A 25,366-nucleotide genomic window follows, 5' to 3' on the forward strand; every position below is an offset into this window, starting at 1 on the left:
ACCAGACAGCGGAACACGCCCGGAAACACCAGAAGCCCCGACGTAGATCACGTCGGGGCTTCTCTGTGACACGAACCGGTCAAGCCGCCGTCACGGAAGACCGCCCAACCGGCACCGGAAACCAGGCAGCACAAACAGCCCCCAGCACATCCCGCACTGGGGGCTTCGCCATGCCCGATGAAACCCCGGTCAAGCCGCCCGGCGACGCCCGAGCGGCGAACACACCGGACAGGGCCTCAGGAAACCAGGACCCACCATCCGCAAACCCATAGCCGTCCTCGGGTGATAGTTGGCGTGCATCACATCCGGATCACCGCACTCACCACACCACGGCCGGACCTTCACCTCCCGAGGCACCCTGATCTTGCCCAGATGCTTCCCCAGATCCGTCCAGCCGTTCTCGCCCATCTCCACCACAGCTTCCGCCAGGAAATCCCTGTACGGCTCCCAGGGCGCCTGAGACAGCTCCCCGGCCACCTGACGCCGCACCTTCTCCACAGAGGCCGCAGAGAGCCGCCTGGACGCCCTCCTGGCCGCCTCCGTGTACGCCTGCACCACCGGCTCCGGCGACGGGATGGAGGAACCGTTCACAGGAGGAGCAGCCACACCGGCTCGTTCATCCGGAACGGTCTCCCCTACGCCCCCGGCCCGAGGCGACCCACCGGCCTCGGCCCCGGCAGGGTTGTCTGGCGTAGCCGAATCTCTCTCCTCGCGGCCCCCGGCCGCCGCCTCAGGCGAGGTCTTGCCGGTGGTCGGCTCCCCACCTGAGCCCTCGCGCGCACGCGCGTTCTTGAGAGAGAGATTCTTTTGGAGATTCTTCTTCTTAAAGCTGTTCTTAGAGACCGGCCGCCCCAGGTCAGACCCCACGGGCGGCGCAGATTCCTGGCACCCCCCTCCAGATTCCTGGCACCCGGGTGCCAGATTTTCAGCACCCCCCTCCAGATTCCTGGCACCCTCCGGAGTATGGGTGCCAGGAATCTGGCACCCCCTCTCGCAGCCGGTCCGGCCCAGGCGATGACGGTTTTTGTCGTAACCCGACAGCCAGCCTTCATAGCCCTTCGGCGGCTCGTTACTGAACCGGTACCGAGGGGTGGCATGGGTCTGCTCGGGGTTCGTGCGGGTGAGGGCACCGTGCACCTGAAGAGCCGTCATCGCCTCACGGACAGTAGAGGCCCCGATCAGCTTCTTCTTTCCCTTCACGGTCCGACGCGGCATCTGCTCGCACATCTCGGCGACCGTCATGGCCGAGGTGCGGGCTTCGGCCGACCTCTCGTTGACGACTGAACGGAGCACGAGGTACAGCTCCTTGGCCGTCCATGGAAGCTCCTCGTGGTAGAGGACCCAGTCCGGCAGCTTTGTGAAGGGGAGTTCGTTGATCTCGAACTCGGCGCCATCGGGTGGTCGCCACGTCGCATCGGATCGTGGATTCGACTTGTTTTTGGTACCGGAAACGCTAGAGTTGGTCACGATGAGTCCTTGCCTTAGGTAGGGAGAACGAGGCCCCGGTGTCGTGACCGGGGCCTCGTCGCGTTTAGAGGGTGCTGGTGGTCTGATCCGTGGAGGGTCGTCGTTGATGCAGGGCGCTGCTCAGCTCGGGATGTGAGTACAGCAGCCGCCGCACGGTCGAGTTGAGCGTCACACCCTCCTTGCCTGCGATGCCCTTGAGGGCACCCAGGAGGTCATCGGGAAATCGGAACTCCTGTCGACTTCCGATGCGTGGGCGGCCAATCTTCTTGGTCATTTCTTCCCCTTTCCACCGGTTGAAACTATCACCCTCTGTACACTGGTGCTACCGAATCCGTGAGCGACGTACATCTCACCTCGTAGGCTCGCCCCCATGACCATTGCGCCGATCGCAGCCGTCACCGCCGTGCCGAACTCCCTCCTCGCCACCCTCGGCAGCCCGCCCGGCCTCCTCGCTGACATCGGCGGCGCCCTCACCCCCATCGCGGACAATCTGCAACGGCAGGGCTGGATCGTGCATATGACATCCATGGACCACGAAGCGATCCGTTCCGCCGCCCGCGCCGGGGTGCGCACCGCCCTGCGGGCCCATCCGCAGCAGACTCTCCTGACCAGCCGTCACTACGACGGAGTGGTGCTCTCCATCCCGGACTTCGTCGAAGCCGGACCGGCTGTCGCCGAGGCGGCGCGGATCGCCCGGCCCGGCGCCACAGTGCTGGTGTCGGTGATGTCCTGCGGGACGGCGGACAGGCTGACCGGGGTTCTCTCGGAGTGCGGCATGAGCCAGGTGGTACTGCACACCGCCGACGGGGCCTCGCTGGCACACACCGCACCCGCCGGTACACCCTTGGTAGCGGTCGCCAAATGCGGCTGAAGGTCCGCGATACCGAAGGAGAACGGATGGAATCCACTGACGCCCCGTACGCCATGGCAGTCCAGTCGGCACTGGAGGAGGCAGCCGGGCACACCGAGCGCACCTTGAGGGACGTTGTGCGTGAGCTGCTGAACAAGTCGGGTGTGGAGGAGATCACCGGTCAGGTGGACAAGGCCCTGGAGGGCCATGCCGCCGAGGAGAGGGCATTTCTGCGGTCGGTGGCAGAGAATCCGGGTGCCTGACTGTACGGAAACGTATCCGGAAACGTTTCCAAGAGCGTTTCCGGATACGTTTCCGTCTCACTCTGACCTGCGGAAACGCATTGAAATCGAAAGTCTGGCGGGCATGTGCGGCAGTGATGGGCCGGTCACCGTCCGGCATTGACGGGCGGGCTTGTCCGCTGTCATCGTGAACCCATACCAAAGGGGGGAATCGGTGCCCATCGACACCAAAGCCGCAAACGCTCAGGAATTCGGAGAACTGACCGAAGCAATGGCCTGGGCACTGGAATGCCCGCACGGGGAAGTCAGCATCATGGATCTGGCCGCCCGTTCCTACATGAGCCGCCGTAACTTCAACCGGCGCTTCCGTGAGCTGACCGGGACCGCGCCTCTGCAATGGCTGCTCGGCCAGCGGGTGGAGTGGGCCCGGAAGCTGCTGGAAACCACCGACTGCCCTGTGGCGGAGGTGGCGGAGCGCTGCGGGTTCCGTTCGCCGGTCATGCTGCGTCTGACCTTCCGGAAGCAGCTGGGGGTCACCCCGACGGAGTACCGGGCGTCACACCGGCCTCAGGGCTAACCGTTTGTCGAAGGCGAGGAATTGAAGGAGCTCGAAGAGCGTGGCCGCCTGGATCATCTGACCCTCGGAGAGATCCGGCAGGTGCTGGCCGAGCTGACAGCGCTCGCCTTTCCAGGAGAGCGCCCTGCGCCGGTTCCTGTCGAATCACCCGAGAGCACGTGCACCGCCCCTGCCACCATCGTCAATCTGACTCCGCATCCGGTGCGGATCTTCAACGGGGCGGGAGTTGTTGTGCGGGAAATCCTCGCGTCAGGGATGGTCGCGCGACTGAAGATGGACCGTGCGGACGCAGGCAGCCTGGACGGACTCCTTGCGTCCCGTGTCACCTATGGGGGCGTGGAGGGCCTGCCCGCACCGGAGGAGGGCACGTTCTTCCTGGTGTCTCTGCCGACGGCCCTCGCTCTCGTCGGTCAGCGTGACGACCTCCTTGTCATCGACCGGGAGGTCCGCGAGGACGGCACCATCGTGGGCTGTCGGGGTCTGGCTCGACCTTGCATCGGCCGGTAGGCCGTTTCCGTGCGTTTCCTTGGCCCTGACCTGCGGAAACGAGGAAACTTGCGGATTCAATGAAACGTCTTGGAAAGGGGAAGAAATGCCCGGTGCCCAGGTGCCACAGCTCTTCGCGGAGACTGACACGGGCGATGCCCGCGATACCCATGACTGCGACGGCTGCTGCCGGTCCAGGGGCATCCGCGAGGATCCGCCGTCCAGGGCGGATAAGGAATTTGTCGCACGGGAGTACGACAAATGCTTCGGTACCACCCCCCGCGCGGATGAAGCAGGCCGATAGGTACTGCTGACACTTCGTCGGGAATCTGCTGAACTGGGACTCCTAGGGAAGGAGTTCCAGGAGTGGAAACTCTCATTTGCGAGCGGAAGGCTTCCGCCCGCGACCTGCTGTTACCCGACCAGTTCGGGCGGGTCGCAGCACTCGTTCAGCGCGACAACGACGGCATCGACCAGGCGCTGGCGGAGTGCATCACGGACGAGGCACTGAAGTTCCTCGTCGCCGCCTCACAGAACACCAGCCGACTCCGGCTGCGGCCGTCGAAGGTCGTTGACCTGGGATGGCATGCGCTGATCCTGCACACCGAGATCTACGCGATGCTCGCCGGTCGGCTTGGCCGGTTCATCCATCACCGGCCCGAGGGCCCGGAGACGCTGACCCGGGTCGCCGCCACGGCCGCTGTGACGATGGACGCGATCCGGGACGCCGGGTACGAGCCGGACGTGTACCTGTGGGGGCCGGTCGCCGACATCGAGGTCAAGGCGGGCGACTGCATGCACAGCGAGTGCACCGAAGGCGGGTCCGGGTGTTCGGCTCCGGAGCCGAACCCACCGGACACGATGTGAGGGGGCAGGTGTGATCCAGTGGACTGACCCCCGGTACGAAACCGCGATCAAAGCCGTGGAGGCACTGCGGGCCTCGGCCCCCTCTCGCCCCCAGAGGCGGAAGCCGTGCGGAAACTGCAAAGGGGTGTCCGGTCTTGTCTTTCAGAGCGCGGAGCGAGTGTGGGTAGGCCACTGCTTCGCCTGTGACGGCCAGGGATATCGCTGACTTTCCCGAAACGGCGGCGTTTCCTGCAACGAGTGGGAAGCGCCGCCGTTTCCCGTTTCCATCCGGAAAACTTCGGCAGGCGGATCTGGCTGGGCAACCGTGGATCAGGCCGGGGATGATCCGGCGTTTCCGAAGCCCTTCAGCGTTTCTGGAAACGCCGGACTATCATTTCCATGCCTGCTGACCTGCGGAAACCCCTACTGCGGGGAACCTGTAGCCCCTGCGAGGAACCCCTTCACCGCCCGTTGCACGCGCGGCGTTTCCATCAGTGACATGGCGTGACCCGATCCGGAAACAGTCTCGACGGAAACGTTTCCTGTTTCCGTTCCGGTCTTCGTCAGATGCTCCATCAAATCTACCGAGTGCGCGGGCGGGATCAGATCGTCCTCGAAATGAGCCAGCCACAACGGTGGTTCTCCGCCCGTCGCATGCTGGTACACCGTCATGTCGACCCACACATCCCACTCGGGCGTGCCTTTGACGGGCTTGCTCCCGGCCATCTTCTCGGCCTCCCGCCGCAGACGCGCCCGGTGCTCCCTCCAGGTCCCGGTCGGCTTCTCGCCGTCCCTCCATGCCCGGTATGGCGACATCGGGGGAGACAGGGCCACCACGCCTTTCAGTCCGGCATGTGTGACGGCGAGCATTCCGGCCAGGTGGCCTCCGGCGGACGATCCGAAGGCGGCGATCCGTTCAGGGTCGAGAATCCATTGCGCGGCGCCACGCCGGGCGTAGTCCAGGGCGGCCCGGACGTCGTCCCGCTGTGCGGGCCAGGCGGCGTCGGAGTTGAGGCGGTACTGGGCTTCGATGACGACGTACCCGGCTTCCGCGAATTTCTTCGGCCAGTCCCCCATGCCGGACCGGGTGGCCCAGTAGCCGCCGTGGATCATAAGCAGTCCGGCGCGGGGCTGATGGTCGGGGTGGTCGGCCCGGCAATGAATGGTGAGCTGCTGGCGTTCATGGGACCCATAGGACCGACGGTCAGATGTGATTTTCACTTATGGAGGGTAAGCCGTCTCTCGATGGCAGACATTGACAGCCGATGACTGACGGCGTCAGACTGAAGTTCAACTCTTCGGCCCGTCCGGAAAATACGGAACCGGCAGCCCCTCGGAAAGGACGAATCTTGCAAGCCCTGAGGGGTGAACCAGTGTTCAAGAGGCCACCGGTCAACCGGACCATCGAAGCCGGTCACGACGCGACCGGGTATTTGCGCAAGGACCCCGGAAAGGTCTACGCGGTCGGTCCGGATACGGAAACGGTGACGCTGCGAGGGCCTTTCAATCCTTCTGCCTGCTTTCCGGCAGTGAAAGCGGCGGTGTTCATCGACTTCGAGAACATGGGTGGATGCTTCCGCCCCCATCGGGGAGTTCCGGCTCCCGCGCCTCTGCTGGAATGGCTTGACCCCCGAGCCGCGTACGCTCGCACCGCGCTCTGCCGGGTGTACGCACACCAGAAGTCGCACTCCTGTAACGCATACCGGAGTACAGGGGGAATCCTCGCGGGCGCCGAGGTCGTGAACGTGACACCCCCCGCCCCGGGGAAGAACAGCGTCGACCTGCGCATCGCGGTCGACGTGATGGAAGTGGCCTACACGCGACCCGACATCTCCCTGTTCGTGCTGGTGTCATCCGATGCCGACTTCATCCCGGTTGCCGACAAGCTCCGGTCCCTGGGGAAGGTGGTGGTCGGCGTGGGTGCGGAAACCGCGCAACCCGCCCTGAAGAAGGCGTTCTCACGCTGGAACGTACCGGAGGATCCCGCAACGTGGGCCGCACGCCGAAGGGACGCGGCCCAGCAGGATGGGGCGGACCGGGACCTTTTGGTCCGTGCGGTGCGGTCACTGGGTGAGGCTCCCGGGGTGAGTGAGGTACGCCTCCAGATGGCAGAGCTGGACCACACGTTCGGGAAGGACCGCTACCAGGCGAAGAGTTTCACCGGATTCCTCAAGCGTCATGCGGATCTGGTCCGGTTGGTGGGTGCGGGGAATGACGCCCAGGTGAAGCCGGTCGAGGGGGCCGGTCAGGTCGCCGCCTGACTGGCTGACTCTGGCAGACATTGACAGCCAATGGCGGACACGGCATGCTGGCGGTCAACTCCCCGGAGCTGAGTCGGAGTTGAGTGCCCCTATCTGCTCGGCGCCACTGGCCTCCGGGAAGGCCGAGAACCCCGGAAAGGACCGGAGCCAATGCAGATCGAAGCCCTCGCTCTCGGAGCAGAAACCCTTGGTCAGGCAGGACTCCGCGTCGTCCTCAACCGCGAACCCGCCCTGACGTACGGGATTGGCGCCGGTCTTGCCGGATTGACCTTTTTCGTCCTCCCGATCGACGTGAAGACCGGGATGCTGTCCCTGGTCACGAACATCGGAGCCTCCCGGGTCGTCGGCGAAGCCATCAAGGAGAAAGTTCTGTGACCGTCAAGACGTCAACCCGGAACTGACAGAAGAGAGATCGAGATGTTCGGCAAGTTCACCATCGACGACGGCCTCCATCTGCCTCAGATCGTCATCGACGAGGACGCCTCCACCATCGCCGGTACGGCCCAATACCGGGCAACCTGCTCCTGCGACCAGATGCCCCGGCATCCCGCAGGTACTCACGACCAGGCCCTCGCCGCTCACATCGCCCACATCAGCACCCGGCTCGGCCCGTCCAAGGGGCCGGAATGGCTCCCGGTCGGAGCACGTCTGGTCATCCTGATGGTGGCCATGTCGATCGTCTGGGGTGTCTTCTACATCACTGGCCAGGCCGTCATCCACCAGCACCATCTCGCCGGGGCCACGGCCAAGGCGCTCATCGCGGGCTTCCATCTGACCGGCCTCGCTTCGGCTTTCGGCCTCATGGTCGCCGCCCGCCGGTACATCGCACCCACCCGCGACTGAGACTTCCAGAGTTCCAGGAAGTACATCGCTGAACACCAATCCACGGAAAGGGAAGATCCGCATGCCCGCGAAGAACAAGCACTACACCAGCCCCAAGAACCCCGTCTACGTCACCGGGGCCGAGCGCTACCGGCTCCCGCTCGTCGGCTACCTCACGCCCAAGGAGCCGAAGTTCGACACGATGGTCAAGTGGCTCAACCTCGGCGACAAGAACTTACACACCCGTCCCGAGGGGTACGGGCTGATTTTCCTCGAATCCGAGGAGCACAGCGCCACATACTTCGGACCGATCGAGCAGGTCCAGCAGTACCAGCGCGAGAACACCAACGGCACCGCAACCTTCGACCAGTCCCAGGGTGTAACAGTCGCCCTGTGGCCGCACGGGGACGGCTGGGACGACCTCATTCCCGACACCACCTGGACCCCCGACGGCAAGGGCGTCGTCACCTCCTTCCCGCATCCCGTGGTCAAGGAGGCCGAGGTTATCGTCTACGAGTTCCACGGCTCCTGGCTCCCCGACGGCCCCACCGAGAAGCTCATCACCTACCACTGCACGGCCTGCCATCAGGACATGCGGCACAGCGGCGGCGACACGCACGAGAACAAGGGTCCGCACGACCGGCGCTGGGTCGCGCAGCTCGCCCGCAAGCATGTCCGGTCTGCCGAGCTGTACGGCATGAACCGTGACGGCAAGTCCGCCTGCTGCCCGCACGACCCGGACATGATCCGCGTTGTCACCGAGGTCGCGAACGAGAAGTTCGGCACCAACAATCCAGTACTGTCCGAGGATTCCTGGTGTGCCGTCAACGGCCAGTGCGCGATGATCCGTGAGGTCCGCGCCGCGCAGGCCGTGTCCCGGTAAGGAAGCGGACATCATGCGCCCTCTTTCTGCTGCAACGGCAGGGGGAGGGCGCGTATTCGTGACCCCCGGAGAGATTGACGGCATGGCGGAACCCTGTAGCAAGACCAGTGTCGGCGTGCTCATTCCACACCCCGAGCACCCCGACCAGTTTTTGATGTTCGACCGCAACACTCCGCCTGTCGGCACTGCACCGCCGTGTGGGCACGGCGACGGGGATGATCCCGTGTACGCGGCCTGCAAGGAATCCCGCGAAGAGACCGGACTGATCGTCACCGAGGTTACCGAGATCCTGTCTCTCTGGCTGCCGAACCGCTGCCGCAGGGAACCCGGATCACGTCCACACGGGCATCACTGGACCGTGGTCATGGCGAGCGGCTTCACTGGGGAGATCAAGCCCTCGGTGCGAGAGACCCGGAACATGCGCTGGATGGCCCTCGACGACATCCGCAAGGGTGTTGACCGAACCATCGACCGAGCCCAGGGCCGCATCACCGAAGCCGAGCTCTTCTATCTGCCCGGCATCGAGCCAGTGTGGTGCCACCTGCTTCATGAGGCCGGGATCATCCAGTCCGGCACATCCCGTCTGGACGCCTTCCGGTGGCTGTACACCCAGGACCCAAGGAGCTGACCATGGCCGATGTCCCTAACCTCGCCGACTCCCAAGTGGACGCCCTGCTGGCGCGAGCCCTCAAGGATCCGCGCGCAGAGGCGGACGGATTCCGCGCGCCGGGATCCGACGGCTTCTACTGGTTCACCAAGACCTCCGGCGATGGCCATCATTCAGCCGGTGATGGAGTATCCCGACGCGGATTCCGCCTTGCCGTGGAGAACATCATCACCAGTCGGGGGAACCTTGGCGACGAGGACCGGCGGTTCGCCGACGCCTACTGGGACATGATCCGCAACGCCCCCGAGGACTGGAGCAGCGCCACCGCTCTGTCCGTGGCGTACATCGCTCCCCCGCTGGAAGCGCTTGATGTCATGAAGGACTGGTGACAAAAGGGATGGAAAATGAAGAGTTCCGGCTATTGTTCTGCGGCAGTCGCCACTACCCCTGGCCTCGCGTGGTCCATCAAGCGCTCGATCGGTTCCACTACAGGTACGGGAACCGGCTCGTTGTCATCGAAGGGAAAGCCCGTGGTGCGGATATAGCCGCACACAACTGGTGCGAAAAGCACGGACTCCCGCTCGGCGAACGGCACTTGTGTTTCCCAGTGAACTGGGGCGAAGCCCGCAGGACGCGCCCCGACTGGAGGCGGGCGGGGAATGAGCGCAATACCGAGATGCTGAAGCGGAGCCCCCATCAAGTGGTCGGATTCCATAACGCTTTCGAGTACGAGCGGGGCGGTACCTCGGACATGATGCTGAAGTCGCTGCTTTGCGGCGTGCCGACCTGGCTGATCCCGGGGAACCAGCTCGCGGACAGGTACGCACCAGACTTGGCAAGGTATCCGGCGTGGCGTCTCCAGCAGGCTCGCGCTGAGCTTCAGAAAGCCGGTCTTGCTGTTGCCTGAATACCGCGATGGAGTGAAAGACTGTTCCGGCTGAACCGAATGTGGCCGGACCCGTATCCCTGGATGGGGTACGGGTCCGTCTTGCATGCCTTGGCTCGCGTCTGACCTTGCTATGACCGCCAGCCGGACAGTGTCGCGAGCACCCCGCTGCTGGTGGATACGGGTCGGCCAGACTCAAGTGTCCGGCGTGCCAGAAACTTCTGCACAGGTACCCGTGCAGAAGTTGCGCTCCGCTAAGAGAGGGCCGCGAGGGCCTGCTGCTTAGAGGAAAGCCAGCAGCGGCACGAGAAGCAGCGTCAGTGGCAGTACTGGCGCGAGCGCCAGTGCAACGCCTGGGAGAACCATGAGGGTGCTCTTTTCCTGTGGTGTGCGCCCCGGGGGGCCTTGCCGGTGAAACCCCCGTACGGGAGCTTCACCGGCATTGATCGTATCGGTGATGGTTACTCTCGGTGTCTGGAGATGACTCGCCGTTACCCTGATGTGGCCTGTCGCACTCTCCAGTCGAATGAAAGGACTGCATCACGATGCGGGCCAAGATCTGCACCCTGACCGCCCTCGCCGCAGCCGCAGCCATCCCTGTCCTTACCGGAATCGCCAGCGCCCAGGAAATGCCCACCGGCACCATCTCGCCAGCCGGTGCCAGCGCGGACATCAAGCCGCCCGCCGGGACCGGTGCCATGCTGGACCAGGCCCAGGAGGCGGCTAAGGGCCTCCTTGCCAATCCCGCACAGGCCGGATATGAGTCCGGCCTGACGAACTCCCCTATGGAGGTCGGCGGCAATCCCGACGCCGGACTGGGTGGACTTCCCCTCATCGGGAGGTTCGCCCAAGGTGGCGGCGACGGCGGGAGTGGTCTCCTCGGAGGTCTCAAGGGTTGATGGCGGATATCTGGGACTTCATCACCGCTCTCATCGAGTGGCTGACCTCACTGGAAGCGCAAGCCCTTCAAGTGATGACGGAAGTACTGGCCAGGCTGGAGGAGTGGGGCCTGTGAAGAGCTGGAAGGCAGTCGCAGTCGCCCTGGCGGGGCTGGCCGGTCTTGGTGTGAGCGCGATTCCCGCGCACGCCGACACCGTCCCTGGTTCGATACGGCTCAACGACGGCACTACGGCCTACCCGCACGACGACGGGTCTCTCCGCACGGCGGACGGTGACTTGATCGGACGATGGAACGGCCCCAATCTCGGGGAGAACCAAGAGCCCAGAGGGGGGCTTCCGGTGGATGACCTGCTGGGGGATCTTCCGGTTGGTCAGCTGTCCCAGCTGGGCTGAGAGGGCTTGATGCCGCCCTGGTACTGCGGATGCTTCACCTTCGACAGGAATCCCCTGTACCAGGCCCGGACCAGGGGGTTCGACCAGTCCATACGCACAGTGAATTCGACTGGCCGCCGCATGTCGTTGCTGTTCTCTTCTTGGCTCATGCAGCCATCAAACCAGCCGGTTTCTCGATAACGGGAAAAACCCTGCGGCGAACTCGTGTAAGCGGACGTGACCGGAGAGTAATCTGACTGAAGTCGCCGGGTGGAGCTGTGAGGAGATCGTGCGATGCGACACAGGGTCAGATTCACCAAGCTGGCCACGGACGGGATCAAGAAGATCAAGAAGAGCGGGAACCAAGGGAAGATCAGGCAGCTCGACAAGGCGCTGACCTTACTGAAATCCGATCCACGGCACACCTCTCTCCAGTCGCACCGAGCAAGGAAAGCCCCCCCGATTGTCGCCCGGTTCGGGAATCGCGATGACCTGTGGATCTCGTATGTACGCACCGGGTCCGGCGGGGAGCGGATCGTGTGGACGATCAGAGACGCAGCTGATGGAGGCCAGGTGCTCAACGTCGAGTATGTGGGGCCGCATATAGATTGACAGCCGACCCGGGCAGGCTGACGCAGCGCGCCGAACAGTGACCCCCGCCATGAGCTATGGCGGGGGTCACTGCCGTTGTGTCCAGCCCTGGACCCCCCTTGCGACCGGCCCCTGAAACCCTGGAAGCAACGGAAAGGAAGGGGAGATGATGGAAATCGACCTGCGCAGGGTCACGTTCCTCAACGAAGGAACGCCCCAGGAGTCTCTGGAGCGGCTGCACCGAGCCGCCTCGGCGAGCGGGGTGAGCGACGGAGCCATCAGGGCGCTGGTGCTCATCACCGCCGTCGCGCACCATGGCGGAAAGCTGCCGGACATCCATCACGGCCACCTGTCGGAACTCCAGAAACTGGGGCTGGTGCACCTGCCAGCCCCGGGCACCGAGATCCGGCTGGCCTGACATCCGGCTGCACAGCACGCAATGGCCCGCCTTGCCAAGAGGCGGGCCATTGCGTTTCCGGTCATTCCGCTGACGGCGCAACTCATGTCGGGGATGCGGTGGTTCGGCACCTGGGGATTCACGTTAGGCTTCGGCAGACAAAGTCGGCGCCCCGTCCCGCATGACGGAGCGCCGCAGGGCCGTCAAGGAATACGAGAGACCATGGTGACGACCAAAGAGAAGATTATCGCAGCCCTCAAGAACAGAGAGCCGAGTGATCAACCTGAATCGCTTGCCGACGCATCCGAGAAGGGTGGGGTCGGGAAAACCTCAGTAACCTCCGGACTCATCGCGGTAGCAGCCGAGATGGGGCTCGAAGTCGTAGGGGGTGACCTGGATCCGCGAGCAACACTGACGAAGGAACTGGGCGTCACGGACCCGGAGTTCAGCATCAACGACGTCATGTACGTCGACCCGGAAGAACCCCCCACCGACCCGGCAGAGCTGGTGCACGACGCTCTCGTTCCCGCCGGTCCCGGCTGGCCTTCGAATGTGCGTGTTCTGGCCAGTGAGAGGGCCCTCGGCCGTCGCGAACTGGATCCCACGCCGGGAATGGAACTCCGTCTGCGCAGGGCCTTGCAGGGACTCAAAGGCGACGTTGACCTGGTCATCCTTGACGCTCCTCCCCGGCCGGGCGGAAAGCTGATGGGCGCCATACTCATTGCCGCGAACAGAGTCCTCATCCCCGCAACACTGACCGAAGACGGCTACGACGGGGCCGTTGAGCTGATGCGCAGCATCTCGCACATCGCGGCACCCGGCGGACTGAATCCCAACCTGGTTGTAGCCGGAGTGGTCTTCTCGATCGTCCCCAAGAGGGGCGAGATGCGAGACGTGCACTTCCATCACGAGAAGGCGATCAGGGAAGAGTTCGGCGACTTGGTCATGGGAGATCCCGAGGACGTCTACTGGAGTGGAGAGGGCGGCGTTCTCCGCCCGGACGGCCCCGTGATCCGGAACTACGCAATCCGCGAGGAGTGCAGGACCGCCTGCATCCCGATCACTGCCGCACCGGGCCGCGAAGCCAAGCGGCTCGTGTCGTCCTACGAGCAGGTACTGCTTCGCTCGCTCGCGGCGAAGGGAGGAGTCGCCTGATGGCATCGAGGGTGCTGCGACAGGCCGAACAGCGAAAAAAGCTCAGGAAGGCGGCGGATGCCAACCGTGATCCGGCCGAGCTGGATGTCGACAACCCTCCGGCCTGGGGGGGTGGCAAACCCAATGAGCCCGGCCCGCAGCCGCAGGACTCCGAGCCGGGTGGCGACCAGAAGGCCCCCGATCCGGCGGATGCAGAAGCAAGTGCCGATCAGGAAGACGCCTCGCAGGATGACAAGCCCAAGCAGCCCGCAGTAAGGACAAAGAAGCAGGTCGCACCGGTACCGCCGGAGGTGCCCGCCCTCCCTTCCGAAGATGCTCCCCCTGCCGAGATCATCACCATCGCCTCCAGGGTGATCTACAAGGCGATCGTCCGGTACGAGGAAGGTCAGCGGAGGCTGACGGATCAGCTCTTCCAGGAAGCGGGGCCTGCCGTGCGCCTCGTTCATGCGACGAAGGCGTTCAGGGAGATCCAGGACCCGGCGACCAACAGGACGTACCGGTCGTTCCGCAAGTGGGCGGCGGACAACGGGATCTCGAAAACGCATGCCTACCGCATGATCAACGAGGTCCCTGTCGTTGCCGCACTGAAGCCCTTCGGCGTCAAGTCCCTCCCGTCCGGTCATGTCGACGTCCTCGCTCCGGTGCTTCGGCAGCACGGGGAAGAGGTGCTGCAAAGGATGTGGGAGGTGGCGAAGCTGGTTGCGGAGGCCAACAGGGAGGACGGCCGCCCCACGGTGGAAGACCTGAAGCGCGCCCGCCTGGAACTCGGCCTCAGCGTCAACCCTGAAGATGACGAGCCCCCCGCCCCTCTTGATCCGGCGAAAACCTTCAAGGCGGTACAGAGGGCGCTGAACCTGCTCGCCAACACCGACGCCTTGCGCCTGGCCATGCAGCATGACCCGCACGCCGTGAGGGAGCTTGTCCGGCAGGTCTTTTCCACCACGGACGGCCTCAACTCGAACGTGCCCGCCCAGCCGGAGGGCAGGTCTCAGCCCCTCCCGGAACCGTCCCAAGTTGGGACAGTTCCGGGAGGGGCCCCGGGTGAGCAAAAGGAAGAGGGGGCGGATGGCGCCTCGTAGCTGGCCCGTCGGATCATTCCGGCACCCGGACGGCGTGACGCAGGTCCGGGACCGGCACGGGCAGTTATGGCGTCGAGGGGTCACCCGGTGGAGCATGGATGAGCGGCGCTGGATCCGTTGGTACCAGCTGTCGAGCGAGTACGGCCCCTTGACGGAAGTTGCGGCTGGTCAGGAATGACCGGCCAGGGAAGTGTCCCAAGTTGGGACACTTCCTGAACGCCGAAGGCCCGCACCCGGAGAAGGGTGCGGGCCTTCGGCGATTGCGTGGATCGTCAACCGGTCAGCGGCTCTGGTGACTTCGCGTCCTGTGCAAGCAGGCACTGGTCGGCGACCCACGATTTGGACCACCCAGTGATGCGCGCGATGGTCCGCTGCGGGATGCCTTCGACCCGGCAGCGCGCCACGACGTCTTTGGCGGTCTCCGCGTTCATGCGGCCATCGCCGTACTCGCCGATGCCGATGCGGCGCGCCAGGCGGTCCTCTGCGGCCTTTCCGGCATCCAGGGTCCACTGGGCCAGGGCCTTGGCCTCCTCGTACTCCTGTGGGCGTGCGGTGCCGGTCTCCAGGCGCGCCAGCACATGGCCGAGGCAGGCGAGTCCCTGCTGGAGGTCATGCAGCTCGGCGGAGGAGGCCGACGGCAGGAACGCGGTGATACTGGGCGGGTTACTCGATGGGGCGCGCGGCAGTGCGCGCTTGGCGAGGCCCAGTTTGATGGCGAGCCACGCGCCCAGAGCGACGGCGCCCAGGAGGGCGATGCTCTGCACGGCGACCAGGATGACGGCTGCCACGATTGGCCTCCTCTCGGTCGATCGTTCTGTTTGAGCTTTGCCTCATGATCGCCGACAGTGCTGCCTGGAGTGGAATCGAGAAGTCGGCGCACGGGCAGTCGGTGCATATTCGGTACAGACGTCTGGCCAGACGGGCTTTCAGCCTTTCCGAGCGTTTCCATGTGGTGCGTATCACGGTCGAGAAATCTCCTTACGCGCAGTTGTCATTTCCGGACCGGTTTCAGGATCCCCTCGCGGGTGCTTCCGTGGCTGGCCTGGGCGTTTCGGGGCCTCCGTTTCCTTAGTCGTTCTAACGTTTCCCGGCGGTTTCCGTGACGGTGAGTCAGTCGGAAACGGTGAAAGAGGTCTGGATCGCCGATGGAAACGTGTCTGCCGTTGACAGACGTTCGCTGACAGAGCAAGATGATCGACACCAACCCGAACGGGAAGGCACGGAAACGGAGAAGGAGAAGAACGATCATGATGGCCGCCGGAAAGAACAAGGGCTGGAAGGACCGGCTCACGCCTTACACCCCGTTCGCGCTGATGTTCACCCTCATCTCTCTCGGCGTCACTGCCTGGTCCATCACCGGATTCGTCCCCGATCTCAAGGGCGCCATCGCCATAGCTGTCCTCGCTGAGGGCGCCTGGATCGTCTTCCAGGTCGCCGAGTACCGAGGCGACGAATGGGGCACGGGCCGGGTGAGGCTCGTCCACATGAGTTTCGTGATGCTGATCCTCGCCTCCGGCACCAACATCTGGCACGGAGTCAGTACCCAGGAGCCGATGCTGGCGGCCCTGGGGGGCGCGGCGCCGATCGTCGCGAAGATCTCCTGGGAGCTGGACCGTCGCACGCGGATCGACCCGACCCAGCCCACGGCAGCCGACATGGCCAAGCACTACGAGATGATCCGCAAGGCCAAGCTGAAGAACCTGGAGAACAAGACTCAGCGCGAGATCAACCGAATCGTGCAGGATGACAAGCTCCAGGCCGTCGATGACGCGTCCGACCTGGAACTGCATGTGCTGGAGCGGGGTGCGGAGATCGCCGAGAAGAAGGAGGCCATCGCCGATCAGGTCCGCCTCCGCGCGCTGGCCCGTGGGGACTTCTCCAGCCTGGAGAAGGTCACTCTGGAGCGTGTCGAGGAGACGCCGGTCGAGGTGCCCGAGAACCCCAAGCCGGACCTGAAGGCCGTCCCGGCGAAGGAGGCCCCGGGGCGCACCGTGGTCACCATGCCGGTCGGCGCCGGGCTGACGGAGTCGCAGAAGAAGCGCAAGCGGATCGCGGCCATGCTGTACCTGGAGGAGGACCGGGCCGTGGCCGAGGGGCGCCAGCCGATGACCCAGGCCGAGCTCGGTCGCCGCATGGATCCCCCGGTGAACCCCGTGCAGGTCTCGCGCTCGAAGAGCGAATGGTCGCGTGACGACATGACCGCAGAGGACTACCAGGAGGCCGCCGCCTACATGGACGCCCGTGCGGCTTCCTGAAGATCACAAAAGCGCCTCGCATCTATCCGGATGCGGGGCGCTTTTGTATGCCGTTACACGCCTTGTACAGTGCAGAGCGTGTCCGATTTTGAGAAAAATCTGCTCGAATCAGCAAGGATCCCGGATGATCCCATCGGAAACGCAGACAAACTTCGCGAAGATCTGATTGATCAGATCCTGGAACTCCAGTCCCGTTACCGCTTCAGCGGCGCCAGGCGCAGTCGCGCCTGGCTGGACACCAAGACCACGTCATGGCTGGAGCGGATGAACAACTTTCAGATCATGGCCGTCGCCACATCCATGGTTCCCGATCGGCGTCTTAACGACCGAAGGCAAACCCATCGGGTGAAGAATCCGTAATGCTTCCGTGCCTCTCCTTCGGGTGGCGTCACCCTGATCCCACCGACAGGGGAAGGCGGACAGGTGGCAGAGAAGTGCCCCAGGGGAGGGGATCACAGGCGGGGCGGCACCGGGCTATGGGCGGTCCGGTGCATCCGGTGCGGCCAGAGGCTGATTCGCCTCGTGTAGCAGTTCCCTGCACTCTTCGGTTGCACAGGGTCGACACCTCGTCATCCTGAGTGACCCAGGACACATCTTGGCATGAACACCGCAGGTCATGGCCGTGCACCCCCCAGCGCCCCCACTGTGCGCCCTTTTTCTTTCCGCCATGGTCATGCACGCTGCTCACTTAGTTGTACATCGCAGGATTCTTGCGACGGGGGACGAGATCCATGCATTTCCCAGGCAGACGTACGCGTGTTCGGACAATCCGGCCTGACGCGATCCTCTCCGGACACGGTTACGCGCATAGATGCTGTGGCTGATTCTCGCCCACGCGAGAAGGCCCCCGGCCTATGGCGAATCGGGAAACCCGACAACCCTCAACCGAAGAATGGACCACCTCATGCCGCGTGCGGCTGTCGTGGACGGCCTCGGATCCTGCCTGCCCGACCGTCCGGTCACGAATGCAGATCTGGAGTCCTTCCTCCCCACCAGTGATCAATGGATCCGCCAGCGGACAGGAATCGCCAGCCGTTACTGGGTGGCGCCAGGAACGGGTACCGGAGACCTGGCGGTGGCCGCCGGGCGGGCCGCTCTGGAATCGTCGGGACAGCTCGGCGCAGACCTGGTAATCCTGGCAACGACCACCCCCGACCATCCATGTCCGGCGACATCCCCGGACGTCGCCTCCAGGCTCGGTCTCGGCAACATTCCGGCGTTCGACCTGTCTGCCGTCTGCTCGGGATTCGTGTACGGGCTCTCCATGGCTCGGGCCGCCATACGGTCAGGCCAGCACAGTCGCGTCCTGCTGATCGCCGCCGACACCTACTCGACCATCATCAACAAAGGAGACCGCGCCACTGCCGTGATCTTCGGCGACGGAGCTGGCGCAGTGACAGTGCGCTCCGGTGACCCCGGTGAGCCTGGAGAGCTGCTGGATGCACATCTCGGCAGTGAAGGAGAGCATGCCGGTCTCATCGGCATCACAGCCGGTGGCTCCCGGATGCCGGACCCCGTGAACGCAGTCGATCCCGGTGACCGCTATTTCCGGATGCAGGGAAGCCAGGTGTACCGGCATGCAGTTCAGAGGATGACCGAGTCCTCCCGTACCGTCATGCGGCGCATGCGCTGGAGCCCTGGCGACATACGGGCCTTCATCGCCCATCAGGCCAACCAGCGCATCCTGGACGCCGTCGGGGACCGCCTGGGGATTCCACCCGGAAGGCGACTGGGGAACATCCACAAAGTCGGCAACACGGCAGCGGCTTCGATTCCGCTGGCATTTGCTGCCGCCGCCTCCGAAAACATCGTCCCAGCCGGTTCCATGACCCTCTTCACGGCATTCGGCGGGGGACTCACATGGGGAACCGTCGCCCTGACGTGGCCCCAGATCGCACAGGCGAAAACCCTGCACCTTGCAGAAACGGGGGCACTCCCGGCCCCGACCGCGAAGTGAGAGACGCGCATCGCTCGTCACCGGAAGGCATCAGGCATGAACCACCGGCACGTCGTCCATGTTTTCCCCGGGCAGGGGGACTTCGCAACAGGACCACTCCTGCGCGCCCTGCACGAACTGCCCGCCATCAAGAAGGCCGTCACCGAGGTCTTCGCCAGCATCGACCCGGTAGGGGCCGAATACGGCATCCCGTCGCTGGGGTCAGCGCTGCTGGCGCCAGACCCCCCCGATGAAACCGTTCTCGCCGACCTTGCCCCTGGGGCCCAGCAACTCGCCCTGTTCGGCTCCCAGATCGCCATCCATCAAGCCCTGAAAAGCATTGGCCTCCCGCCCGACCGGATCCTGGGGGTCTCGTTCGGGGAGATCAGCGCCCTGGCCGCCTCCGGCGTGTGTTCCATCGAAGACGGGGCACGAAGCGCCATACGTGCCGCTCGGTCCATGCTCCACTATCCCGGCGGCATGACCCTGGTGTTCGCCTCACCGGAACAGACCGAAAGGCTCATCGACCAGGCAGGGGAAGGCGGGGCGGCAATCGCCTGTGTCAATCACGGCAATGAAGTCATCATCACCTCGCCGGACTCCCGGGAACTGGACTGCCTGGAGCAGTGCGCGGCAGACAGCGGCATCCGGTCGATCCGTCTCCCGCTGCCATTCCGGTGCCACCACCCGAGTCTGGAGACCGAGGCGGAAGACCTGTGCCGGGCCATGCGGCATATCCGCATCAACTCCACCGGCATTCCTTTCTACTCGGCCGTGCATGCCCGCGCCTACACCGCAGGCGATGACCTGCTGCGACGGGTCGCCGACTCGCTGGTCAAACCCTTCGATCTCCGCTCCGCGCTCGCAGCGGCCGACCCCGGGGAACCGGCCCTGTGGCTGGAAGTGAACTCCGGTAAGGCTCTCACCCGCTCCGCCCGCCGCACACTCCGTCCGCCGCACACCCTGTATGCGCCACTCACAGACCCCGCGTTCACCTGGGAAATGCCGACCCTGGCAGGAGCAAACCCTTGACGACGGAACTCGCCCGCCTCCTCCACGGCGAATGCCCCCCATCCGCGCAGCATGCGATCAACTCGGCGCTCGTCACCGCCCGGCCCCACCGCGATGCAGGTCGCCACGGATCCATCGCCCAGATCGGCCGCCTGGCTGCCTCGCTCCCCGGAATCCGTGAACAGCACTCCGATATCGACACACTGGCCTGCCTGCTCAGTCAGACCGCCGTGGCCGACCCATCCCTGTTCATGTCCGCCCTGCTGCACTACACACTCTGCGGCGGAAGCATCGCCAACCTGGGCACAACTCAGGAAGCTCAGGTGCACCTGGATGCCCTGGACTCAGGAGCCGCCAAAGGTGTCTATCTCATCACCGAGATAGGTACCTCCGGAAGTCTCACAGGGGCCAGCACCCGTGCCGTGTACGAGCCGCGCACCCGCGAATTCGTCCTGACCACCCCCGACCCGCAGGGCCTGAAATTCTCCTCCGTCGCCCCGGACGGCGGTCCCGTCATCGCCGTGCTGTTCGCCCGGCTCATCCACGAAGGCCGCGACGAGGGGGTCTACCCGTTCATCGTGCCCCTCACCGGCACCAGCCGCCCCCTGCCCGGCGTAGAGATATCCCAGCCGTTCACCGTCAGCGCACTCCCGCTGCGATACGGGGTGATGCGCCTCCAGCGCGTGCGCATCCCTTACGGCAACTGGCTCTCCGGCGGCGGATCCATCAGCGACAGCGGGGTATTTCACGACCCGACCCCCGGCGGCGTCCGCCTCACCCGCTCACTGGCAGCCGGAGGGGCCAGCATGTACGCGACCCTTCCCTCCTCCATGGCCGCCATCGCACGAGTCGGTGCAGCACGCGCCATCCGGTATGCCGAGAACCGCTCCACTCAAGACCGGCTGACTTCCGGCGCCCGGCTCCTGTCTTACCGGACGCAGCAGGTATCGCTGTTCGGGGCTCTCGCTGACGCCATCGCCCTGACTGCTGTCGCCCGTCAGGCACGCGCGACCCTGGAACGGGAATGCGTCACCGACAGGGCTGTCCACCTCGGTCCGTGGACATCAGTTCATCCCGACGCCCCGGTGTACAAGGCGATTTCCACCGAAGGCGCAGTCCGGGTGATCCGTGAATGCCGGGAGCGGTGCGGCCTCCACGGAATGCTCGACGCAAACGAACTGTCTCCCTATCAGGGTTTGGCTGAAGCCTTCGTCACTGCTGGCGGCGACAACAGGCTCATCTTGATCGACTCGGGCATCGCCCTGGCCGAATCGCCCGACCCTCCACCGGAGGCGCCGCCACCAGGCGATGACGTTACTGCCCCCGACTGGTGGCCCTCGGTGTGCCTCGCGCACCGCACATCTCTCGCCGCCGGAACAAGGAAAGAACTGAGCCGTGCGAAAGGCCAGTGGCCGCACCTGCTGCACGAAGCGCACGCCCTGGGGCAGGCCCACGCCCATCATCTGGCCACCGAAGCGCTGAACAAGACCCTCGCATCCATCGCCGACCCCGACTTGAAGGCGGCCCTGGAGAAGCTGTCTGCCCTGTACGGCGTGATGCAGGCATGCAGGCTGGCCGGTCCGCTCGTTGCGTCCGGGGCGTTGCGGACTACCGCCGTGCGCTCCCTGATGCCAGCCGCCGTCGACCTGTGCGACCAGATCTCACCGCACCTTCCCCTCCTGTACGAAATCGGCGAGCTGTCCCACCAGCCACATGTCCCGCTGGACTCGGTCAGCTACGCCACCGCCCTTACCTCGATCATTCCCCTGTGGCACAAGGGAGGACCAGCATGACTGCCCACGATGTCGGAGATCCTTTCCGGCTTGACGGTGCCCGCGCTCTGGTGACCGGCGCCTCTCGAGGTATCGGCGCGGCGATCGCCCGCGCCCTGGCCGACGCGGGCGCCGACCTGGCGCTGGGGGCCCGCACCGAACAGGCACTGGAAGCCACTGCCCGGCACGTGTTGAGCACCGGGCACCAAGCGCACGCCGTTCCCGCCGATTTCATCGACGCGAGTGCCGCAGGGGACAGTGTGAACCGTGCGGCAGATGCCCTCGGCGGGCTCGACATTGTCGTGCATGCCGCAGGGATCCTGCCGACCTATGCCGACGGAACCCCGAAGATCGCGCCGCTCGATCAACTGAGCCTGGGCGAGTGCAACCAGGTCATGACAGTCAACACCAACGCCACGATGGCGGTGTGCCAGCAAGCCCGACCCCACCTGGCATCCGGACGGCATCCTTCGCTCACTCTTGTGTCGTCGGTTGCCGGAATCATCGGCGTGCCCGGCATGGACTCCTGCGGTGTGACCAAGGCCGCTCAGCTCTCCCTTGTGCGGACTCTCGCTGTCGGCTGGGCCCGGCAGGGTATCCGCGTCAACGCACTCACACCCGGCTGGGTCAAGACCGACATGACCGCGTTCGCGGTGAACGCGACCTCGCTGTCCGATTGGCTGATGGCGCATGTCCCGCAAGGGTGTTGGCTGGAGCCGGAGGACGTCGCACACAGCGCCGTGTTCCTCGCCTCCCGGGCAGCGGCCTGTATCACCGGTCACTCGCTCGTCATCGACGGTGCCCTGTCCATCGCCGACGGAGGGCTCGCGGGAATCCCCAAACCGGACTCCCCCTTCATCCAGGCGGGGGCACGATGAACATCGGCGTCATCGGCATGGGGACCTGCATCCCCGAACAGGAGATCTCCAACGCCGAGGTGGCTCGGTCGGCGGGCGTCACTGAGGAATGGATCGTCCGCGTCACGGGGATCAGCTCCCGCTACCGGTGCGGCCCTGATGAGGCCGCGTCCGACCTCGGGGTGAAGGCCCTCAGTGGCTGCCTGGGGGCTTCGGGTATCAGTCCCGGGCTGCTGGATCTGATCGTTGTCGCGACGTCTACACCGGACGAGATCGGACCCGCCACGGCCTGCCGGATCCAGGAGCGCCTGGGGGCACACTCGGCTGTTGCCTTCGACATGAATGCTGCCTGCTCGGGGTGGCTGTTCGGCGCCAGCGCCGTTCAGGGGTGGTTCGCCACGCACCCTGATGCCCGGTATGCGGCTGTCGTGACGGTGGATGTATACACCAAGTTCCTGGACATGTCGGACCGGTCCACGGCCGTACTGTTCTCTGACGGCTGCGTGGCAACCCTCTTCAGCAGGGTCACGACCGGCGGCATCGAGGACATCCGCCTGCACAGCAACGGAAAGATCGCGGACAGCATCCTGATCCCCGCCGGGGGTAGCCGGACTCCGGTCACGCCAGGCAGCGACCACTGGCAGCGGATCCACATGGACGGCCGGGCCATCAGAGATTTCGCCTACGACGTCTTCCCCTCGACCATCCAGGAGATCCTGGAGGGGAATGGCCTGACCCTGGACGACATCGACCTGGTTGTGGCGCACCAGCCCAACCCCGTCCTCCTGCGCCAACTCGCCGAACGAGCCCTGATCCCACCCGCCAAACTGATCGTCGCGGGAGACTCCGTGGGCAACATCGGGTGCGCCTGCACCCCCTTCGCCCTTGCGGCGGCAGCCAGCCGGAAGGGGATCCAGGAGGGCTCCCTCTTGCTTCTTGTCGCTTTCGGGGCAGGCATGACCTGGGGAGGATCGCTGCTGCGATGGAGTGGCGCCCCCGTCGTGCATCACGGCGACCAGTCGGGGCGCCGATGGGACTCCTTGCCCACCGGGGTCTGTGGCGAGAGATAAAAGAAGCCGACCGGCGAGACTCCTTTTCGCCGGTCGGCCGTTCAGTGTGGCCTCATATCGACTGACGCCGAGACCCTGGCGTCCCTGTCATACCTTGAAGCTGGAGCGGAACCTCAGCGGATGATCCCCCGGGACGACCTTCTTCGCGACCTCAATGATTCTGCCGTCCTCCAGGGAGACGATCCGTAGATCCTCCATCACTACCGTGAAGGTGCCGGACAGCATCAGTGTGCTGCGCTCCGCGTCGGTGGCCAGCCGAGCCGTCACATCCTCCGTCCCTTCGTCCAGCGGGGACCCCATGCGCTCCGCCGCCAGCTCGCGGGAGCCTCCGGGGATGGATACCGGCTCCGCCAGTTCAGGGGTGACCCGCGCTGTCTCCTGTGTGTAGTAGCTGGTCGACATCGTGGCCGGGTGGCCGTTCCTGAAGTTGACCCGGGACCTCCTGAGCACCTGCTCGCCCGGCTCGACATTCAGGCATTCGGCGATATCCGGAGGGCAGGGGATCATCCCCAGGTCCAGGATCTTCGACGTTTCCCCGACCCCGAGGGCATTGCCCGTGGCCCGCTTGGAGGCGGCACGCTCATTCAGGGTGGTGCCGTACTTGGTCCGGTCCGCGACTACGGGAGGCTTGCGGGGCCTGCGAACGACGAGGTTCTGGGCGGCAAGCAGGTCGATGACCTTGTCGGCGGTCGCCCGACCCATGGACGTCCCGCCTTCGCCGTGGAGTTCCATCAGCTCAAGACGGCCGGGCAGCTCATCTCCGGGCTTGAGGACTCCGGCGAGGATGCGGTCCCGGTAGTAGGAGGCAACTCGCTGGCTGAGCGGGGTCTTGCTGTCGGGAGACCTTTCGTTTTCCGTCACTCCTGACTCCTTCTCGTTTCTTGACCTACTCCATCGTAACTGTTGCCTAGGCGAGGGGTCGACAAGCCTTGGGCCAAAGGTTGGCAGATCCCGGCCAAAGCCGGGGCACTTGCTTGCCTAGGCTAGGCGTGGCATCCTTTAACCAACGCACGAAACTGCGAAATCTCAGTTTCGAGGAAGGGAGTTGAGTATGCCCGAGAACCGGGGTGCGGCCACGCAATACGTCGCCCCCCAGTCCGCGTAACCAGAACGGAAGGGCAAAACGTTGACGGTCACCGCCGAAAACCCCGATGGCTGGGGACCCGGCGCCGACCCCGTGGCAGCGGCTGTCGCCGTAAGGCCACGGACCGGAACCGACGTGGACACTGGCGACACGGACGTCTCGGCAGTTCCAGCAGAAACACCGCGCGGCCTCAAGGGGAAGCTCGCCGGGCTCAAGCTCAAGCGGGACAAGGTCAAGACCAAAACTTCTGACGTGAGCACCAAGGTGAACGCGGCCTACACCAAGACCGCCCCCACCCGGAAGAAGATCAACCAGGTCAAGACCTTCATCGACCCCCGCAATGGTCAGAAGTGGTCCTTCAGCTGGGCCGTATTCGGCTCCTGGGTGATCGGCCCGCAGACGGTTATCGCCGCCTACGAACGAGCGACCGGTAATCCGAACCCCTCCGACTGGGGCGTCTGGTACGGACCCGGACGATGGATGCGCGACACGATCAAGTTCGCATGGGAGAACGGCCACATGACCGCCCTGTTTGCCGGGGCACTCCTTGGCCTGCTTCCCATGCTGGTCATGTCCGCACCCGAGAGGGCGCTCAGCACCAAGCAGATGGCCTGGCTCATCTGCGGGGGACTCGGCGTCTACTTCACCGGATCCGCCCAGGCGTACCACGTCTGGCCTGCGCTCCAGGTGTGGCAGCTGTACCTCGCCGCCCTGACCGCGCTCGCCTACTACTGCGGACTCATCGCCTACAAGCGGATGAAGAAGGCGGAAGCCGCGCTCAAGGAAGCCCGGGAAAACGGGGTCTCCGAGGAAGAGATCAGCCGTATGAGCAATGGCAGCGGCCCCGTGCAGATGCTGCTGCTGATGCCTGCCGCGTCGATCTTCTCCGTGGTGCTCTACTCGCCCGGCGCAGCCTTCTAGGCAAAACACACGCTGACGCCGCCTGGGAAACCAGGCGGC

At 64.9% G+C, this 25,366-nt stretch carries 29 protein-coding genes and 1 pseudogene; 25 read left to right on the forward strand and 5 right to left on the reverse strand.

Features of this window, described 5'->3' with window-relative positions:
• Positions 1–189: 189 nt before the first annotated feature.
• Positions 190–1,467 carry a hypothetical protein gene (locus IEJ02_RS12050; RefSeq protein WP_191064809.1) on the reverse strand — a complete coding sequence of 426 codons (1,278 nt, stop codon included), beginning with the start codon at positions 1,465–1,467 and terminating at the stop codon, positions 190–192.
• Between the two features lie 64 nt (positions 1,468–1,531).
• Positions 1,532–1,741 carry a hypothetical protein gene (locus IEJ02_RS12055; protein WP_191064810.1) on the reverse strand — a complete coding sequence of 70 codons (210 nt, stop codon included), beginning with the start codon at positions 1,739–1,741 and terminating at the stop codon, positions 1,532–1,534.
• A 96-nt stretch (positions 1,742–1,837) separates the two neighbouring features.
• Between IEJ02_RS12055 and IEJ02_RS12060 the strand changes: the two genes are divergently transcribed.
• The 5 genes and pseudogenes from IEJ02_RS12060 to IEJ02_RS12080 all read left to right on the forward strand — a co-directional run bounded on the left by IEJ02_RS12060 (position 1,838) and on the right by IEJ02_RS12080 (position 4,489).
• Positions 1,838–2,338, forward strand: a complete 501-nt coding sequence (locus tag IEJ02_RS12060) for a class I SAM-dependent methyltransferase (protein WP_191064811.1) — start codon at positions 1,838–1,840, stop codon at positions 2,336–2,338.
• A 26-nt stretch (positions 2,339–2,364) separates the two neighbouring features.
• A complete protein-coding gene (locus IEJ02_RS12065; protein ID WP_191064812.1) occupies positions 2,365–2,580 on the forward strand; it encodes a hypothetical protein in 216 nt (71 codons plus the stop codon).
• Positions 2,581–2,818: 238 nt separating this feature from the next.
• Positions 2,819–3,133 (forward strand): annotated as a pseudogene (locus tag IEJ02_RS12070) (helix-turn-helix domain-containing protein); the annotation flags it as partial.
• Between the two features lie 24 nt (positions 3,134–3,157).
• Positions 3,158–3,643, forward strand: coding sequence for a hypothetical protein (locus IEJ02_RS12075; protein WP_223863697.1), 486 nt, complete (start codon positions 3,158–3,160; stop codon positions 3,641–3,643).
• Between the two features lie 345 nt (positions 3,644–3,988).
• Positions 3,989–4,489, forward strand: coding sequence for a UCP032817 domain-containing protein (locus IEJ02_RS12080; RefSeq protein WP_191064813.1), 501 nt, complete (start codon positions 3,989–3,991; stop codon positions 4,487–4,489).
• Between the two features lie 402 nt (positions 4,490–4,891).
• Here IEJ02_RS12080 and IEJ02_RS12085 read toward each other — a convergent pair whose 3' ends face one another.
• Entirely contained in the window at positions 4,892–5,689 is a 798-nt protein-coding gene (locus tag IEJ02_RS12085; RefSeq protein WP_191064814.1) for an alpha/beta hydrolase, read from the reverse strand.
• Between the two features lie 152 nt (positions 5,690–5,841).
• Here IEJ02_RS12085 and IEJ02_RS12090 point away from each other — a divergent pair, with 152 nt between their 5' ends.
• The 12 genes from IEJ02_RS12090 (at position 5,842) to IEJ02_RS12145 (ending at position 14,421) form a co-directional block, all read left to right on the forward strand.
• Entirely contained in the window at positions 5,842–6,729 is an 888-nt protein-coding gene (locus IEJ02_RS12090; RefSeq protein WP_191064815.1) for an NYN domain-containing protein, read from the forward strand.
• A 150-nt stretch (positions 6,730–6,879) separates the two neighbouring features.
• A complete protein-coding gene (locus tag IEJ02_RS12095; protein WP_191064816.1) occupies positions 6,880–7,104 on the forward strand; it encodes a hypothetical protein in 225 nt (74 codons plus the stop codon).
• 42 nt (positions 7,105–7,146) lie between these two features.
• Positions 7,147–7,572, forward strand: coding sequence for a hypothetical protein (locus IEJ02_RS12100; RefSeq protein WP_191064817.1), 426 nt, complete (start codon positions 7,147–7,149; stop codon positions 7,570–7,572).
• Positions 7,573–7,633: 61 nt separating this feature from the next.
• Positions 7,634–8,434 carry a hypothetical protein gene (locus IEJ02_RS12105; protein ID WP_191064818.1) on the forward strand — a complete coding sequence of 267 codons (801 nt, stop codon included), beginning with the start codon at positions 7,634–7,636 and terminating at the stop codon, positions 8,432–8,434.
• Positions 8,435–8,492: 58 nt separating this feature from the next.
• The gene (locus tag IEJ02_RS12110; RefSeq protein WP_191064819.1) at positions 8,493–9,062 is read left to right on the forward strand and encodes an NUDIX hydrolase; all 570 of its coding nucleotides are present in this window, start codon (positions 8,493–8,495) and stop codon (positions 9,060–9,062) included.
• Between the two features lie 2 nt (positions 9,063–9,064).
• Positions 9,065–9,430: a hypothetical protein gene (locus tag IEJ02_RS12115; protein ID WP_191064820.1), complete on the forward strand. Its 366-nt coding sequence runs from the start codon at positions 9,065–9,067 to the stop codon at positions 9,428–9,430.
• An 8-nt stretch (positions 9,431–9,438) separates the two neighbouring features.
• Positions 9,439–9,948 (forward strand): SLOG family protein, encoded by a 510-nt coding sequence (locus IEJ02_RS50740; protein WP_191064821.1) that lies wholly within the window; start codon positions 9,439–9,441, stop codon positions 9,946–9,948.
• 524 nt (positions 9,949–10,472) lie between these two features.
• Positions 10,473–10,826, forward strand: coding sequence for a hypothetical protein (locus tag IEJ02_RS12125; RefSeq protein ID WP_191064822.1), 354 nt, complete (start codon positions 10,473–10,475; stop codon positions 10,824–10,826).
• Positions 10,827–11,493: 667 nt separating this feature from the next.
• Positions 11,494–11,811 carry a hypothetical protein gene (locus IEJ02_RS12130; RefSeq protein ID WP_191064823.1) on the forward strand — a complete coding sequence of 106 codons (318 nt, stop codon included), beginning with the start codon at positions 11,494–11,496 and terminating at the stop codon, positions 11,809–11,811.
• Positions 11,812–11,956: 145 nt separating this feature from the next.
• Positions 11,957–12,208 carry a hypothetical protein gene (locus IEJ02_RS12135; RefSeq protein ID WP_191064824.1) on the forward strand — a complete coding sequence of 84 codons (252 nt, stop codon included), beginning with the start codon at positions 11,957–11,959 and terminating at the stop codon, positions 12,206–12,208.
• Positions 12,209–12,409: 201 nt separating this feature from the next.
• On the forward strand, positions 12,410–13,342 hold the full coding sequence (locus IEJ02_RS12140) for a ParA family protein (protein WP_191064825.1): 933 nt from the start codon (positions 12,410–12,412) through the stop codon (positions 13,340–13,342).
• Positions 13,342–14,421, forward strand: a complete 1,080-nt coding sequence (locus IEJ02_RS12145; RefSeq protein WP_191064826.1) for a hypothetical protein — start codon at positions 13,342–13,344, stop codon at positions 14,419–14,421. Before IEJ02_RS12140 ends, IEJ02_RS12145 begins: the two co-directional genes overlap by 1 nt.
• Before the next feature lie 272 nt (positions 14,422–14,693).
• Here IEJ02_RS12145 and IEJ02_RS12150 read toward each other — a convergent pair whose 3' ends face one another.
• Entirely contained in the window at positions 14,694–15,209 is a 516-nt protein-coding gene (locus IEJ02_RS12150) for a hypothetical protein (RefSeq protein WP_191064827.1), read from the reverse strand.
• A 459-nt stretch (positions 15,210–15,668) separates the two neighbouring features.
• Here IEJ02_RS12150 and IEJ02_RS12155 point away from each other — a divergent pair, with 459 nt between their 5' ends.
• The 7 genes from IEJ02_RS12155 (at position 15,669) to IEJ02_RS12185 (ending at position 23,322) form a co-directional block, all read left to right on the forward strand.
• Entirely contained in the window at positions 15,669–16,676 is a 1,008-nt protein-coding gene (locus tag IEJ02_RS12155) for a hypothetical protein (RefSeq protein ID WP_191064828.1), read from the forward strand.
• Positions 16,677–16,754: 78 nt separating this feature from the next.
• Positions 16,755–17,036: a hypothetical protein gene (locus tag IEJ02_RS12160; protein WP_191064829.1), complete on the forward strand. Its 282-nt coding sequence runs from the start codon at positions 16,755–16,757 to the stop codon at positions 17,034–17,036.
• Between the two features lie 532 nt (positions 17,037–17,568).
• Positions 17,569–18,633, forward strand: coding sequence for a beta-ketoacyl-ACP synthase III (locus IEJ02_RS12165; protein WP_223863699.1), 1,065 nt, complete (start codon positions 17,569–17,571; stop codon positions 18,631–18,633).
• Between the two features lie 36 nt (positions 18,634–18,669).
• Positions 18,670–19,644: an acyltransferase domain-containing protein gene (locus tag IEJ02_RS12170; RefSeq protein ID WP_191064830.1), complete on the forward strand. Its 975-nt coding sequence runs from the start codon at positions 18,670–18,672 to the stop codon at positions 19,642–19,644.
• Positions 19,641–21,416 (forward strand): acyl-CoA dehydrogenase family protein, encoded by a 1,776-nt coding sequence (locus IEJ02_RS12175; protein WP_191064831.1) that lies wholly within the window; start codon positions 19,641–19,643, stop codon positions 21,414–21,416. Before IEJ02_RS12170 ends, IEJ02_RS12175 begins: the two co-directional genes overlap by 4 nt.
• A complete protein-coding gene (locus tag IEJ02_RS12180) occupies positions 21,413–22,273 on the forward strand; it encodes an SDR family NAD(P)-dependent oxidoreductase (RefSeq protein WP_191064832.1) in 861 nt (286 codons plus the stop codon). Before IEJ02_RS12175 ends, IEJ02_RS12180 begins: the two co-directional genes overlap by 4 nt.
• Positions 22,270–23,322, forward strand: a complete 1,053-nt coding sequence (locus IEJ02_RS12185; protein WP_191064833.1) for a 3-oxoacyl-ACP synthase III family protein — start codon at positions 22,270–22,272, stop codon at positions 23,320–23,322. Before IEJ02_RS12180 ends, IEJ02_RS12185 begins: the two co-directional genes overlap by 4 nt.
• Positions 23,323–23,409: 87 nt before the next feature.
• Here the strand turns inward: IEJ02_RS12185 and IEJ02_RS12190 are convergent, their stop codons facing one another.
• Complete coding sequence (locus IEJ02_RS12190) at positions 23,410–24,183, reverse strand: GntR family transcriptional regulator (protein WP_191064834.1); 774 nt, start codon at positions 24,181–24,183, stop codon at positions 23,410–23,412.
• Positions 24,184–24,541: 358 nt separating this feature from the next.
• Here IEJ02_RS12190 and IEJ02_RS12195 point away from each other — a divergent pair, with 358 nt between their 5' ends.
• Positions 24,542–25,327, forward strand: a complete 786-nt coding sequence (locus IEJ02_RS12195; protein ID WP_191064835.1) for a hypothetical protein — start codon at positions 24,542–24,544, stop codon at positions 25,325–25,327.
• The last annotated feature ends 39 nt before the right edge of the window (positions 25,328–25,366 follow it).

Source organism: Streptomyces sp. 5-10 (assembly GCF_014712245.1).
GTDB lineage: Bacteria > Actinomycetota > Actinomycetes > Streptomycetales > Streptomycetaceae > Streptomyces > Streptomyces violaceusniger.